The organism is Pedococcus ginsenosidimutans (assembly GCF_039544395.1).
GTDB classification, from domain to species: Bacteria; Actinomycetota; Actinomycetes; order Actinomycetales; family Dermatophilaceae; genus Pedococcus; species Pedococcus ginsenosidimutans.
In genome coordinates, this window is sequence record NZ_BAABLO010000001.1 from 378,778 (window position 1) to 392,556 (window position 13,779).

Consider the following 13,779-nt stretch of genomic DNA (forward strand, 5'->3'; position numbering starts at 1 on the left):
GCCGTTCGTGGTGCGCGTGGAGCTAGTGGCGCAGGTGGTCCTGCTCCAGCTCGCTGCCGCGAGCCTCGTCGCCGGGCTCGACATCGGTGTCGGTGGGGGCGCCGGTGTGCGCGTGCACACGGGCCGCCTCCTCCTGGCCGAGCTCCTCGGGGGTCTCGCCACCGATGGCCAGGTCACGCGACTTGGACACGGCGACGGCCGCGATGACGATGACCAGCGCCGCACCGGCGATGCCGTAGCGGACGGCGGAGTTCTTGCCGTCACCGATCGAGAGCGTGACGATCGCCGGGGCGACCAGCACCGAGACGAGGTTCATCACCTTGATCAGTGGGTTGATCGACGGGCCGGCGGTGTCCTTGAACGGGTCGCCGACCGTGTCGCCGATGACCGTGGCCGCGTGGGCGTCGCTGCCCTTGCCGCCGTGGTGGCCGTCCTCGACGATCTTCTTCGCGTTGTCCCACGAGCCACCGGAGTTGGCGAGGAACACGGCCATGAGGCAGCCGGTGCCGATCGCGCCGGCGAGGAAGCCGGCGAGCGGCCCGATACCGAGGCCGAAGCCGACCGCGACGGGCATGAGCGCCGCGAGGAGGCCGGGCGTGGCGAGCTCGCGCAGCGAGTCCTTCGTGCAGATGTCGACGACCTTGCCGTACTCCGGCTTGGACGTGCCCTCCATGATCCCGGGGATCTCGCGGAACTGGCGACGCACCTCGAACACGATGGCGCCAGCGGCCCGGGTGACGGCGTTGATGGCCAGGCCGGAGAACAAGAACACCGTGGCCGCACCGATGAGCAGGCCGACGAGGACGCTGGGCGTGACGATCGACAGGTCGAACGCCGTGAGCTGCGACTGGATCTCGGTGATCTGGTCGCGGCTCAGTGCCCCCGACTGCGCCTGCTGCTGCAGGCCCTGGATGATCGGCTCGTAGACCGACCGCCACGCGTCGCTGTAGGAGCCGAACAGCGCGGTCGCCGCGAGCACCGCCGTGGCGATGGCGATGCCCTTGGTGATGGCCTTGGTCGTGTTGCCCACCGCGTCGAGGTCGGTGAGGATCTGCGCGCCCTCGCCGTCGACGTCACCGGACATCTCCGCGATGCCCTGGGCGTTGTCGGAGACCGGGCCGAAGGTGTCCATGGCCACGATGACGCCGACCGTGGTGAGCAGGCCGCAGCCGGCCAGCGCGATGAGGAACAGCGACAGGACGACCGAGCCGCCACCGAGCAGGAACGCGAGGTAGACGGCGCCGGCGATGATGACGGCGGTGTAGACCGCGGACTCGAGGCCGACACCGATACCGGACAGCACCACGGTGGCCGCGCCCGTCAGCGAGGTGCGGGCGACGTCCTTGGTCGGACGCTTGTCGGTGCCGGTGAAGTAGCCCGTGAGCCAGAGGATGATCGCCGCGAGGACGATGCCGATGACGACCGCCATGACCGCCGTACGGCGCGGGTCACCGGCCAGCTGGGTCACCGACTGGTCGCTCGAGCCGAGCCCGGCGAAGGTGTCGGGCAGGTAGAGGTAGGCGGCGACCGCGGACAGGACGGCCGCGATGACGGCAGAGATGTAGAAGCCGCGGTTGATGGCGGACAGGGCGTTCTCGCCGGGCCGGACACGGGTGATGAAGACGCCGATGAGGGCGGTCACCGCACCGATGGCCGGGACGATGAGCGGGAAGACCAGGCCGTAGGCGCCGAAGGCCGCGGACCCGAGGATCAGGGCGGCGACGAGCATGACGGCGTAGGACTCGAACAGGTCGGCGGCCATGCCCGCACAGTCACCCACGTTGTCACCGACGTTGTCGGCGATGGTCGCGGCGTTGCGCGGGTCGTCCTCGGGGATCCCGGCCTCGACCTTGCCGACGAGGTCGGCGCCCACGTCGGCGGCCTTGGTGAAGATGCCGCCGCCGACACGCATGAACATGGCGAGCAGGGCCGCGCCGAAGCCGAAGCCCTCGAGCACCTTCGGGGCGTCGCCCTTGTAGAGGAGCACCACGACGGAGGCGCCGAGCAGGCCGAGGCCGACCGTCGCCATACCGACGGTGCCGCCGGTGCGGAACGCGATGCGCATGCCGGAGTCCCGGTCGCCGTCACGGGCGGCCGAGGCCACGCGGACGTTGGCCTTCACCGCCAGGCTCATGCCGAAGTAGCCGATGGCCGCGGAGAACAGGGCGCCGAGCACGAAGAAGCCCGACCGTCCCCACCTGACGCCGGCGGTGTCGGCAGGCAGCAGGAGCAGCAGGCCGAAGACGAGGACCACGAAGACGGACAGGGTCTTGAACTGGCGGGCGAGGAACGCCTGGGCACCTTCCTCCACGGCCGCGCCGATGTCCTGCATCTTCTCGGTGCCGGGGTCGGCCGCCAGGACCTGCTGGCGGAAGAAGACACCCATGACCAGTGCGATGGCCGCGATCACGGCCACGCCGATCACCAGGGTGAGATTGGTGCCGTCGAGCTGCAGGTCTGCAGCTGCGGCGGGCGCTAGGCGCGTCATTCCATCCTCCTCGATGGGGAAACCTGCTGGATCGCCCACGGGCACGTCAGGACGACGAGCCTCCCGAGGGGACGATGTTCGCGAGGGTAATGCACGTCACATCATTTGTGATGGCCGGTGAGCAGGGTCACAGTGAATTCGTCGTCGAAGCGCGACAAGTCGACTGCAGATCACCCCGGGCACGGGTGTGCGGCGAGTCGCCGCAGGTCAGACCGCCGGTCAGGCGTGGGAGGCCGCCGTGGCCTCGTCGACGCTGGGGTAGATGTGGAACACCTTGTCCAGGCCGGTGATCTTGAAGACCTTGAGGATGCGGTCCTGCGCGCTGACGATCCGCAGGGAGCCGTTCTGGCCGCGGACGAGCTTGAGCCGGCCGACGAGGACGCCGAGCCCGGTCGAGTCCATGAAGGTGACGTTCTCGAGGTCGACGACCAGGTTGGTGCGACCGGCGGCGACCTGCTTGTCGAGCACCTCGCGCAGGAGGGGTGCGGTGTAGACGTCGATCTCGCCCGCCACGTGGACGATCGTCACGGCGCCCTGCTCGCTGCTGGAGACCGACAGGTCCACGGTCACCCTTTCCCTCGACGTCATCTCGCGGGCGACCGCCGACGCCGTCTGCCCTCGGGATTACCGTAGCGGCAATGTCCATCCCCGCCCGCACCGCGTCCGCCACCCGCCCGGGCTTCGACCCGGACGCGGCCCTGGCGCGCCTCGCGGCCGGTGACCGTGCCCCACGGCTGCGCCACGTCCACGAGGTGCCGGCCCGCGCGGCGCAGCTCGCCGACTGGCCCGAGTGGGTGGACCCCTCCGTGTACGCCGCGTGCGCCGGGTCCGGCGTCACCTCGCTGTGGTCCCACCAGCGTGCGGCCGCCGACCTCGCCCACGCCGGTGCGCACGTGGTCATGGCCACCGGCACCGCGTCCGGCAAGAGCCTCGGCTACCTCCTGCCGGTCCTCACCGCGCTGGTCGAGGGCTCGACGGCTCCCACCGGGCGCGGAGCCACCGCCCTCTACCTGTCCCCCACCAAGGCGCTCGCCGCCGACCAGCTCGCGCGCGTGCAGGCGCTGGCCGTGCCCGGGGTGCGGGCCGCGACGTACGACGGCGACACCCCCACGGAGGAGCGTCGCTGGATACGCGACCACGCCCAGCTCGTGCTCACCAACCCCGACCTCGTGCACCACTCCCTCCTGCCCCTGCACGAGCGCTGGGCACCGTTCCTACGACGGCTTCGCTACGTCGTCATCGACGAGTGCCACGTGTACCGCGGGGTCTTCGGCTCCCACCTCGCGGCGTTGCTGCGGCGGCTGCGCCGCGTGTGCGCGCGGTACGGCGCCTCCCCGACGTTCGTCCTCGCCTCGGCCACCGTCCGCGACCCGGGCGAGCACGCCACGCGCCTCGTCGGCCTCCCGGTGACCCCGGTGACCGGCGACGGCTCCCCACGGGAGGCGATGACGTTCGCCCTGTGGGAGCCCGGCACGCTCGAGCCCCGGATTCCGACCGATGGCCCCGTTCCTGCCCGTTCCAGCGTCGTCGGCGAGGTCGACATGTCCGGGGAGACCCCCGCGCGGCGCTCGGCCACCTCCGAGGCTGCCGACCTGCTGGCCGAGCTGGTGGAGGCAGGCGTGCAGTCGGTGGCGTTCGCCCGGTCGCGCGCGGGGGTGGAGGCGCTCGCGTCGAGCGCCCGCCGCACCCTCGAGGAGGTGCAGCCACACCTCGCCGGCGCCGTCGCCGCCTACCGGGGCGGCTACCTCCCCGAGGAGCGCCGCGAGCTCGAACGCGCGCTGCGCTCCGGCCGCATCATCGGTCTCGCCGCCACCAACGCCCTCGAGCTGGGCATCGACATCAGCGGCCTGGACGCGGTGCTCCTGGCCGGCTGGCCGGGCACGCGGGCGAGCCTGTGGCAGCAGGCAGGCCGGGCGGGGCGGGCCGGCACCCGGTCGCTGGCCGTGTTCGTGGCCGCCGACGACCCGCTGGACACCTACGTCGTCAACCACCCCGAGGTGGTCTTCGGCCAGCCCGTGGAGAGCACCGTCCTCGACCCCGGCAACCCGCACGTCCTGGCCCCGCACCTCGCCGCGGCAGCAGCCGAGCTGCCCCTGCGTGAGGAGGACCTGCCCATGTTCGGGCCCGGTGCCCGCGGGCTGCTCGATGCCCTCGTGGCCCGGGGCATCCTGCGCCGGAGGCCGCACGGGTGGTTCTGGGCCCGCAGCGACCGCGCGAGCGACCACGTCTCCCTGCGGGGCGCGGGCGAGGTCGTGGGGATCGTCGAGAAGCGGACGGGCCGCGTGCTCGGGACGGTGGACGAGGCGTCCGCGCACTCCCAGGTCCACACCGGCGCGGTCCACGTCCACCAGGGCGACACCTACGTCGTCACCGAACTCGACCTCACCACCGGCACCGCGACCGCGGTCCGCGGCGACCCGGGGTGGAGCACGTTCGCCCAGTCCGTGAGCGCGTTCGACATCGTGGGCGCCCAGAGGTCGGTGCAGTGGGGTCCGGTCGAGGTGTCCTTCGGGACGGTGCGGGTGCACACCCAGGTCACCAGCTTCCTGCGGCGGCTGCCCGGCGGGGAGGTCCTCGGCACCCACCCCCTCGACCTGCCGCAGCGCACCCTCGCCACCAAGGCGGTCTGGTGGACCATGCCGGTGGACTGGCTGGCCGCGGCCGGGGTGGCCGAGGTCGACATCCCGGGGGCCGCCCACGCCGCCGAGCACGCGGGCATCGGCATGATGCCGCTCGTGGCGACCTCCGACCGCTGGGACATCGGCGGGGTCTCGACGGCGCTGCACCCCGACACCGGGCTGCCGACGATCATGGTCTACGACGGCCACCCGGGCGGTGCGGGCTTCGCCGAGCGGGCCTACGAGGCCTTCGGGACCTGGCTCACCGCCACCCGTGACACCGTGCAGGCCTGCCGATGCGAGACCGGCTGCCCGGCATGCGTCCAGTCACCCAAGTGCGGCAACGGCAACGAGCCGCTCGACAAGGCTGCCGCGATGCGCCTGCTGACGGCCTTGCTGCAGCACGCGCCCTCCCCCACGCCCGCCTCGGGCTGAGCACTGCGAGGCCCCGTCTCGAGGCTTCCGACGACGTCTCCTACCACCGTCGCAGCGACGTCGCGAAACGGGCATACCCGCAGGTTGAGGGCTAGTGTCGAAACGCGACGGCGCAACAGTGCGCCCGGATCTGGAGGTATTCACGTGGTTCTCATCGGACTGCTGTTCGTGTTGGTGGCCATCGCCGCCGCGGTCCTGCTCGTCATGGGCGCCCTGCCCATCGACACCACTTCCAGCCTCGAGCCCGGCATCTTCAAGTTCGAGCTGACCCCGCTCGCCCTGCTCATCGCCGGCGCGGCCGTCATGCTGCTGCTCTGGCTCGGCCTGGGGATGATCCGCGGCAGCGTGAAGCGCCGTCGTCGTCCTGCCCGTGAGGCCAAGGAGGCGCAGCGCCGCGCGGAGCTCGAGGAGAGCATCCGCGCCGACGAGCGGGCCCGGGCCGAGGAGACCCACCAGGGAGCCCTGGCCGAGCGTGACCGCCTCCACGGTGAGGAGCTGGAGACCAGGCTCGCGGAGCGCGACCGCCAGCGTGAGGACGAGTTCCGCACCCGGGAGCGCGAGATCGAGGACCGTGTCCGGGCCGAGGAGCGCACGAAGCTCGAGCGTGAGTTCGCCGGGCGACAGGCCACCGGTGCGGGTGCACCCGTCGCCGGCGCAGCAGCCGGGGCCGGTGTCGGCGCCGGAGCCGGATATGCCGCGCACGAGCACTCCACTCGCGTCGACGACGGTTCGGCGGACGAGCGCAGGTACACCGGTGACGACGCGACCGCGGGCGACCTGCGCCAGGACGGCACCGACCGCACCGCCGAGGGCGACCGGCTCGCAGAGAACGGCGCCGTTGCCGAGGAGGACCGCCCGGCCCACCGCACCATGGCCGACAGGCTCATGGGACGGGACCCCGAGCGCCGCGACTGACGCAGTCGGCCCACGCCGCCCGGCCGCGTCGCCTCGACGCCACCGGCACTTGGCCCCGTGCACCGGGTAGCAGGCCACACAGAGCACGAGATGGATCACGGCGCGGGCCCTGCCCGCGCCGTGATCTGTGCCGTGGCCGGCGTGACACCCGACAGCGTCAGCCCCACCCGGCTCTGCGCGACCACGGTCACCGAGCCGTCGGCAGCCACCGCGCAGGAGACCTGTCGGGCGGAGTTCCGGGCGACGACGTCCGCACCGCGGGCACAGGCCAGTCCCGCATCACCCGTCGCCTGCACGGAGGACGCAGCAGCCAAGGCGCCGAGGTCGGCCGCCGCGCGCGCACGATGAGCCGCCCCTGAAGCCGAGGCGAGCGCCAGGGCCGCACCGAGCAGCATCACGAGCACCCCGACGCCACCGAGGGTCGCGACCGTCGCGCTGCCGGCTTCCCGGGCCCGCGGCCGGTGGAGCCGGCGCCCTGAGCCGGCCGACCATCGAGGCGTGCTGGGTCTCACCGGGCCACCGCTTGGTCGTCGGCGTCCTCACGGGCGGCCACCGCCGAGGACCTCGGTGTCGCCGCGGGCCCCAACCAACCCAGAGCCGCGGGCGCCGCGCCACGCACGGACACCTGCACGACGTCCGCCGTCCCGCCCAGGTCGAACTCGGCCCCAGGCGGTGCCAGCGGTCGACCCAGGTCGAGGGCTGCCGCGTCGGAGTCCCCCCGGGCCAGCGACCGGGCGGTCGCCCGGGCGGCGTCGACGCAGCGCACCTGGTCCATGGCAGCCCTCACGGCGGACAGCGCCAGCACGAGCACGAGGACGAGGACCGGGATGGCGACGGCAAACTCGGCCGTCGCCATCCCGCGCTCTCCCCTCAACCAGCCGCGCCCAGGGCCGCCGTGATGACCACGGCGAGCGCCGACTTCACGCCGCCGGAACGCACAACCGCCAGCAGCACCGCAGCGAAGGCGCAGGCCGCCAGGGTGCCGACCGCGTACTCCGCCGTGGTCATGCCTGCCTCGGCGCCCTGCCGGACCCGGGTGAACCGTCGTGCCAGGTTGCATTTCACGTTGCACTCCTCCAGTTGGTGACTGTTCGGGGACAGGTGCGCCCCCACTGGTCCCAGTCCAGCCGGGGAGGAGTGGCCGGGCCAGATCAGGCGCCGGGGCTGTGGACGGGGTGGACGGAACGCGCCGGGTGTGGACGCCGCGTGGTGCCGGGTCCGCGCCGGTCACCGCGCCGGTCACCGTGCCCCCTCGACGACCGTCCGGGCGAGGGCCAGCACCACGGGGACGACGGCCGTGCACGCGAAGGCCGGGAGGAATCCCAGCCCCAGGGGCAGCACCAGCAGGACCCCGGCCCGCGCGGCACGCTGCTCCCGGCGCCGCTCCAGCTCCTCCCGCAGGCGGACTGCGGCCTGCTCGACGAGGGCGGCCGGCGCGGCCCCCGTCTCCTCGGCCACCACCCAGGCCAGCTCGGCCGGCCGCCACACGTCGCCCGCGTAGGACCAGGCCTCACGAGCCGGCCGCCCCCACCGCAGGGCGGCCACGACCGCGGCGAGGTCGCGCGCCACCTCCTCGCCGGCTCCGGGGCGCACCTCGTCGAGAGCCTCGGTCAGGCCGAGCCCCGCCCGCATCGCGAGGGCGAGCAGGACCAGGGTGTCGGCGACCTGGTCGGCCGGTGCCTGCCCTCGGGCGCGGCTGCGCGGGCGGAGCCGCTCGCCGATCCGTGCCCGGCTCGCGACTTCCCGTGCCCGGTGCGGGGTGCGCGCAGGCGGGCGCCCCGGCCACACGACCACCGCCAGGACGGCGAGGGCGGCCACGGCGACGCCGAGGGTCACGCGGCCGCCCTGGCGAGGATTGCCCGGCTCCAGGTCCAGGCGACGCCAGCGAGCAGCAGGCCGAGCCCCAGGCTGGCCAGGGCCAGGGGCGACTGGAGGTAGAGCTCTCGCAGGGAGATCCCACAGGCCAGCCCGACGACCGGTCCGCTGAGCGGCAGGAGCGCCAGGACCACCATCGAGGCGCGCGGACCGGCAGCGGCGCTGTCCAGCCGCTGCCGGGTTCGGCGCCGCGCGCGCAGCACCTGCTCGGCGGCACCCAGCGCATCGGCCAGCGGTGCCCCGGTGCGCTCGCTGAGGGCCCAGGCCCGCGCCACGAACGCCGCCGCGTCACCACCGGGGCCGTAGCCGCGCCACACCTCGGCCACGTCGTCGCCGGCTCGGCCGGCGGCGGCGAGCCTGCGGGTGAGGTCACCCACCACCCGGTCACCTGCGACGGCGCTGGCTGCCGCGGCGACGCTTGACGACGGCGAGACCCCCGCTCGGAGCGGCGCAGCCACGAGGGCCAGGAGCTCGGCGAGCCCTGCCTCCACCTCCTCGGGCGACGGACCCGACGCACGGCGGCGGCGCCGTACCGGTCTCGAGGCGTCGTCGGGCGTCGCCGTCGAGCCCTGGGCTGGGAGCCGGACGTTCGAGGCACCGGGCCAGAGGACCGCCACCACCACTGCCAGGGCGGTGACGAGCACGGTCGGCACGGTCACCGTCCAGACCCTTCGGTGAGGCGCTCGAGGAGCGGCCACCCCGGGCCCCGGGCGCCGGTGACGGCGTCGAGGGCCTGCTCGCTGACGACCTCACTTCCGGTCCACCGCAGCACCGAGACCGACGACACCCGTCTGCCGGTCGGGCCGCGTTCGACATGGACCCCGACCTGCAGGGCGCTCGCGAGCTGGCGTTGCACGGCCTCCCTCGGCAGCCCGGCCAAGGCGCCGAGGGCGTCGAACCGGGAAGGGACGTCTGCCGGTGAGTTGGCGTGCAGGGTGCCGCAGCCACCCTCGTGGCCGGTGTTGAGCGCAGCCAGCATCTCGCGGACCTCCGGCCCACGGACCTCGCCCACGACCAGGCGGTCGGGCCTCATCCGCAGCGCCTGCCGGACCAGGTCGACCAGGCCCACCGCACCGTGGCCCTCGACGTTGGCGCCCCGGCCCTGGAGCCTGACGACGTGCGGGTGGGCGATGCACAGCTCGCGGACGTCCTCGACGACCACGAGCCTCTCCCCCGGCGGCACCTCCGCCAGCATGGCGGCCAGCAGCGTCGTCTTGCCGCAGCCGGTGCCGCCGGTGACGACGTAGGACAGACGCCGGCCGACCACCGCCCGCAGCACTCCCTCCACCTCGGGCGTGAACATCCCGGTGAGCGCGAGGGAGGCCAGGCCGTCGGCCCGGGCGCGAGCCGCGCGGAGGCTGACGTGGGCGCCCCCGTCGACCAGCGGCGGCAGGATGGCGTGGAGCCGCAGGCCGCCCGGCAGCAGCCCGTCCACCCAGGGCTGGCTCTCGTCGAGACGGCGGCCGGCCAGACCCGCCAGCCTGACGGCCAGGCGTCGAGCGGCTGCCTGGTCCGGGAGGTCGAGCCCCGAGCGCTCGAGACCGGCTCCGCGGTCGGCCCACACCGAGCCGTCGCCGTTGACGAGCACATCGGTCACCGCCTCGTCGCGGACGAGCTCCTCGAGCGGGCCGAGGCCGAGCACCTCGGCGGCAAGCGCGTCGTGTGCCGCGCGCGCTCCTTCGGAGCCGAGGTGGACGGCGCCGGTCGTGGCGACCGCTTCGACGCGCCCCTCGTCAGGAGCCTCACCGCGTCGGATCCTTGCGGCGATCCGGTCCTGCTGTGCGACGCCGACGCCACCACCCGGCCCGCCCGGCCCGCCGATCACGTCTCCGTAGGACGTCATGCCGGCACCCCGAGGAGACCGCAGTCGCGCAGCACCCGGTCGGCCGTGGAGCTGGCGGCGCCACCGGACCGGACGCCGGGAGCCAGGCCGCGGTCGGCGTCCGCCACCGCCCTGGCGTCGTCCCGGAGCACCGCGGCCAACGGCAGGTCGAGGTGGGCGGCGACCTCCTCCGGAGCCACCACCTCACGGCGTGCCGAGCGCAGCACGAGGCTCACCGCAGGCCCGCCCGCCCGCCTGAGGGCGGAGGCGCAGGCGCCCGCGTCGGCGAGCTGCCGGGCGGACGAGCCGGAGACCAGCACCACGTCCGTGCACAGCGAGGCCCACCGGGAGGAGGTGCCGAGGTCGAGCACCGTCAGCGAGCACACCGTCGACAGGGCGGCGACGCAGTCGACGACGACGGCGTCTGGCGGCACCCCGGCTCCAGTCCCAGGCAACCCCCGGTCGCCCTGCACCCACCCGTCGCCCTGCACCCGCCCGTCGCCCTCCGCCTGCCAGTCGCCCCGGCTGCCGGCGGCAAGGACCCGGACCGGACCCTCGGCAGGCAGGGCCGCGAGCAGGTCCGCCCCGTCGAGCCGACCCCGGGCGCCGGCCAGGTCGGGCCAGCGCAGCCCGGGAAGGTGCTCGACGCAGGCGGTCACGTCGAGGCCGCCCCCCTGCAGGACCAGGTCGACACACGTCACCGCCCCCACCGCCGGCGTGGCGCGCAGAGCGAGCGCGACGGCGAGGGTCGAGGTGCCGACTCCCCCTGATGCTCCGATCACTCCGACGACCCGGTGGCTCATGGCACCCACCGTCGCCCGCGCCCCGCCCCGGCGTCAGCGCCCGCCCGAGGCCCTGTGGACGCCCTCTGCCCAGGGCGACGGCTGTGGACAGCCGGACACCAGCTCACAATCGAGGGGCGGCACCAGGAGGACGGCGCCGGGACCCTGCGGCACCAGGAGGACGGCACCGGGACCATGCGCCAGCAGCGGCCGAACCGCCCGAGAAAAGGGGACGGCCCCGGTCGGGGGGACAACCGGGGCCGTCGACGCGCCGTGCTCCGGGGGGGAGGAGCAGGTGCGCCGGTCCGCTCTACCCTTGCGGGGAACGAACACGATCATCGTGGACCATCAAGCCTTCAACCGCAACTCGTCCCGGCAACTTCGGCGGGTCGGCTCTCAGGCGTTCCTCAGGTGGCTCGTGCCAACTCCGTCGAACGCCACCAAACAAGCCCTACCGACACGACGATGGCACCCCGCGGTGCGGGGTGCCATCAACCGTGACCCTCCTCGGGTGACCAGGCGTGCTTCCTGTAGTTGTCGCACCGGGACGAGCCCGTCACGATCGGTCCACCAGTGGACTGCCCGCGCGTGGGTACCCGAGTCGGATCACGGTGGTCGTCGGACTCTCGTGCGTCGACGTCACCTCAGGTTTACCGCGGCTCCCGGCCAAAGTGAACCCTTGACTTTCCCGCCGCTTCGGGCGTTCACGGCGGCTCAGGGAAGCAGGCCCGGACTACCCGCCGGTACGCGTCGGCGTCAGCCCAGCCGGCCTGCGCGGACCGCGTCACAGACCTCCACACCCTGCCCGGCGGCGGCGACGAGCGCGGCCGCGCAGTGCTCCAGCCAGAGCGTCACGCCTTCGCGGGAGCCGGTGCCGTATGCCGCGAGCGCACCGAGGTAGGCGGGTCCGCCCTGGGCGGCGTGGCCCGCCTCGGTGACCGCGACGCCGGTCGGGTCCAGGCCTCGGGCCTGCACGATGGACCGCTCCAGCGCACGGGCGACGACGCCGTTGCCACGCACGAACGGCCGCAGCACGGCCACCTCGGCGTGGGCGACCGCGGCGACCACGAGGGCGGGCACGCCGTCGGCGGCCGCGACGGTCAGCACCTGCACCAGCCCGTCCAGCCGGGCCCGCAGCTGCTCGGGCTCGGGGGCTGGCCCGAGGTCTGCGAGCTCGGAGCTCGTCTCCCCCGCCGTGCGCGGGCGACCCAGCTGCGCGTCGTCGACCAGACCCGCGGCGGCGGCGACGTGCAGGCGGGCCAGCGCCTGCAACGGTGCGGTCGCCACCAGCGGCCGGACGTGCTCGCTCTCGGCCGTGGCCTGGACGGCCCCGCGGGCCACCTGCTCGACCGGGTCGGGGTCGAGCGGCCAACGGGCGGCACCCCGCATGACGTCGCGCACCAGGTCGAGGGGCACGGTCGCCCCCTCGAGGGCGGCGCTGGCCTGGGCTCCCCGCACGCGGGACTCGGCCGCGGCCTCCGGGATCCGGCGGCGCAGCGCCTCGTGCCAGCGCAGCTGCTCGCAGGCGGTGCGGGCGGCGGCGATCCGGTCGCCCACCCCCGGCAGGTCAGCGAGGGCGCGGAGGGCATCTGCGGCGTCAGGCACGACCAGCAGCCTAGGGACCGCCCTAGGCTGCGCATGTGTCGGGCAGCTTCCACCTCCCCACCGCCATCGTGGTCGCCGGCGGGATGCTGCTCACCTACGCCCTCGTGCGGCTGCTGCGCCACGGCCGGGGCGCCTCACGCGGGTTCGTCTCCGACATCGACCAGGCCACGCACGCCACCCTCCACACGGCGTCCCTGGCCGCGCGCCACCTGCAGGACGGCCTGACGCCGGACGGCACGGCGAAGGCCGCCCGCCACCTCCGGCAGCTCCTGGGGTCGCCGGCGGTCGCGGTGACCGACGCGACGTCGCTGCTGGCCTGGGACGGTGCGGCCGACCACCACGCGGCCCACGCGCGGCAGGACGCCGAGGAGGTGCTGCGCACCGGGCACACGATCGTCCTCGGACCGGGTGAGGTCACCTGCTCCGACCCCGACTGCCCGGTCCGCGGTGCGGTGGTGGCGCCGGTCGTGGCGGGCGACCGCGTCGTGGCGGCCATCGCGGCATACGGGCCCCATGCTTCTGCGGGCCTCGCCCGCGCCACCGAGGAGGTGGCCGGCTGGATGGCCACTCAGGCCGAGCTCGCCGACCTCGGGCACCAGCGCACGCGCACGATGGAGGCCGAGCTGCGGGCCCTGCGCGCGCAGATCAGCCCCCACTTCATCTACAACTCCCTCGCCGCGATCGCCTCGTTCGTGCGCACCGACCCCGACCGCGCGCGCGACCTGCTGCTGGAGTTCGCCGACTTCACCCGGTACGCCCTGCGTCGCGGCGGCGCCTTCACGACGCTCGCCGAGGAGCTGCGCAACGTGGAGCGCTACCTGGTGCTGGAGCAGGCGCGGTTCGGTGACCGGCTGCGCATCTCCCTGCTGGTGGCTCCCGAGGTGCTGCCGGTGACGGTGCCCTACCTCGCGATCCAGCCCCTCGTGGAGAACGCCGTGCGCCACGGCCTGGCCGGCAAGGAGGGCGGCGGCCACATCAGCATCGTCGCCACCGACGAGGGGGCCGAGGCGGGGATCAGCATCGAGGACGACGGCGTCGGCTCCGACCCGCAGGCCATCCGGACGGTGCTCGACGGGCGTTCCGACTCCGACCACGTGGGACTCGGCAACGTCGACGCGCGGCTGCGCCAGGTGTACGGCGACGACTTCGGGCTCGTCGTCGAGACGGCTCCCGGTGCGGGCACCAAGGTGAGCTTCCGGGTGCCCAAGTACGCCCCGGGTGTGCACGCCACGACGTAGG

The 13,779-nt window shown here is 74.2% G+C and carries 13 protein-coding genes; 3 read left to right on the forward strand and 10 right to left on the reverse strand.

What is annotated here, in order from left to right; all coding sequences use genetic code 11:
* Nucleotides 1–22: 22 nt before the first annotated feature.
* Together ABEA42_RS01885 and ABEA42_RS01890 are read right to left on the reverse strand one after the other, a co-directional pair.
* On the reverse strand, nt 23–2,488 hold the full coding sequence (locus ABEA42_RS01885) for a sodium-translocating pyrophosphatase (RefSeq protein WP_345500770.1): 2,466 nt from the start codon (nt 2,486–2,488) through the stop codon (nt 23–25).
* 219 nt (nt 2,489–2,707) lie between these two features.
* The gene (locus ABEA42_RS01890) at nt 2,708–3,052 is read right to left on the reverse strand and encodes an anti-sigma factor antagonist (RefSeq protein ID WP_345500771.1); all 345 of its coding nucleotides are present in this window, start codon (nt 3,050–3,052) and stop codon (nt 2,708–2,710) included.
* A gap of 74 nt (nt 3,053–3,126) precedes the next feature.
* Between ABEA42_RS01890 and ABEA42_RS01895 the strand changes: the two genes are divergently transcribed.
* Together ABEA42_RS01895 and ABEA42_RS01900 are read left to right on the forward strand one after the other, a co-directional pair.
* Nucleotides 3,127–5,541: a DEAD/DEAH box helicase gene (locus tag ABEA42_RS01895; RefSeq protein WP_345500772.1), complete on the forward strand. Its 2,415-nt coding sequence runs from the start codon at nt 3,127–3,129 to the stop codon at nt 5,539–5,541.
* A 144-nt stretch (nt 5,542–5,685) separates the two neighbouring features.
* The gene (locus ABEA42_RS01900; protein WP_345500774.1) at nt 5,686–6,456 is read left to right on the forward strand and encodes a hypothetical protein; all 771 of its coding nucleotides are present in this window, start codon (nt 5,686–5,688) and stop codon (nt 6,454–6,456) included.
* A 95-nt stretch (nt 6,457–6,551) separates the two neighbouring features.
* On the opposite strand, the gene ABEA42_RS01905 is transcribed toward ABEA42_RS01900, so the two are convergent.
* The 8 genes from ABEA42_RS01905 to ABEA42_RS01940 all read right to left on the reverse strand — a co-directional run bounded on the left by ABEA42_RS01905 (nt 6,552) and on the right by ABEA42_RS01940 (nt 12,540).
* The gene (locus tag ABEA42_RS01905; RefSeq protein WP_345500775.1) at nt 6,552–6,968 is read right to left on the reverse strand and encodes an Rv3654c family TadE-like protein; all 417 of its coding nucleotides are present in this window, start codon (nt 6,966–6,968) and stop codon (nt 6,552–6,554) included.
* Nucleotides 6,965–7,312: a TadE family type IV pilus minor pilin gene (locus ABEA42_RS01910; protein ID WP_345500776.1), complete on the reverse strand. Its 348-nt coding sequence runs from the start codon at nt 7,310–7,312 to the stop codon at nt 6,965–6,967. The genes ABEA42_RS01905 and ABEA42_RS01910 overlap by 4 nt, the downstream gene beginning before the upstream one ends.
* Before the next feature lie 14 nt (nt 7,313–7,326).
* Nucleotides 7,327–7,521, reverse strand: coding sequence for a DUF4244 domain-containing protein (locus tag ABEA42_RS01915; RefSeq protein WP_345500778.1), 195 nt, complete (start codon nt 7,519–7,521; stop codon nt 7,327–7,329).
* 174 nt (nt 7,522–7,695) lie between these two features.
* Complete coding sequence (locus tag ABEA42_RS01920) at nt 7,696–8,292, reverse strand: type II secretion system F family protein (protein ID WP_345500780.1); 597 nt, start codon at nt 8,290–8,292, stop codon at nt 7,696–7,698.
* Nucleotides 8,289–8,990: a type II secretion system F family protein gene (locus ABEA42_RS01925; protein ID WP_345500781.1), complete on the reverse strand. Its 702-nt coding sequence runs from the start codon at nt 8,988–8,990 to the stop codon at nt 8,289–8,291. Before ABEA42_RS01925 ends, ABEA42_RS01920 begins: the two co-directional genes overlap by 4 nt.
* Nucleotides 8,987–10,174, reverse strand: a complete 1,188-nt coding sequence (locus tag ABEA42_RS01930) for a TadA family conjugal transfer-associated ATPase (RefSeq protein ID WP_345500782.1) — start codon at nt 10,172–10,174, stop codon at nt 8,987–8,989. Before ABEA42_RS01930 ends, ABEA42_RS01925 begins: the two co-directional genes overlap by 4 nt.
* Nucleotides 10,171–10,956 (reverse strand): CpaE-like family protein, encoded by a 786-nt coding sequence (locus ABEA42_RS01935; protein WP_345500783.1) that lies wholly within the window; start codon nt 10,954–10,956, stop codon nt 10,171–10,173. Before ABEA42_RS01935 ends, ABEA42_RS01930 begins: the two co-directional genes overlap by 4 nt.
* A 735-nt stretch (nt 10,957–11,691) precedes the next feature.
* Entirely contained in the window at nt 11,692–12,540 is an 849-nt protein-coding gene (locus ABEA42_RS01940) for a Fic family protein (RefSeq protein WP_345500784.1), read from the reverse strand.
* 35 nt (nt 12,541–12,575) lie between these two features.
* Here ABEA42_RS01940 and ABEA42_RS01945 point away from each other — a divergent pair, with 35 nt between their 5' ends.
* Nucleotides 12,576–13,778, forward strand: a complete 1,203-nt coding sequence (locus ABEA42_RS01945) for a sensor histidine kinase (protein ID WP_345500785.1) — start codon at nt 12,576–12,578, stop codon at nt 13,776–13,778.
* Nucleotide 13,779 lies beyond the last annotated feature (1 nt).

What these genes read in the sequence shown, in the direction of transcription:
- ABEA42_RS01910 (WP_345500776.1), bottom strand. Translation starts at nt 7,312, where the DNA reads ATGGCGACGGCCGAGTTTGCCGTCGCCATCCCGGTCCTCGTCCTCGTG.
- ABEA42_RS01930 (WP_345500782.1), bottom strand. Translation starts at nt 10,174, where the DNA reads ATGACGTCCTACGGAGACGTGATCGGCGGGCCGGGCGGGCCGGGTGGT.
- ABEA42_RS01885 (WP_345500770.1), bottom strand. Translation starts at nt 2,488, where the DNA reads ATGACGCGCCTAGCGCCCGCCGCAGCTGCAGACCTGCAGCTCGACGGC.
- ABEA42_RS01895 (WP_345500772.1), top strand. Translation starts at nt 3,127, where the DNA reads ATGTCCATCCCCGCCCGCACCGCGTCCGCCACCCGCCCGGGCTTCGAC.
- ABEA42_RS01935 (WP_345500783.1), bottom strand. Translation starts at nt 10,956, where the DNA reads ATGAGCCACCGGGTCGTCGGAGTGATCGGAGCATCAGGGGGAGTCGGC.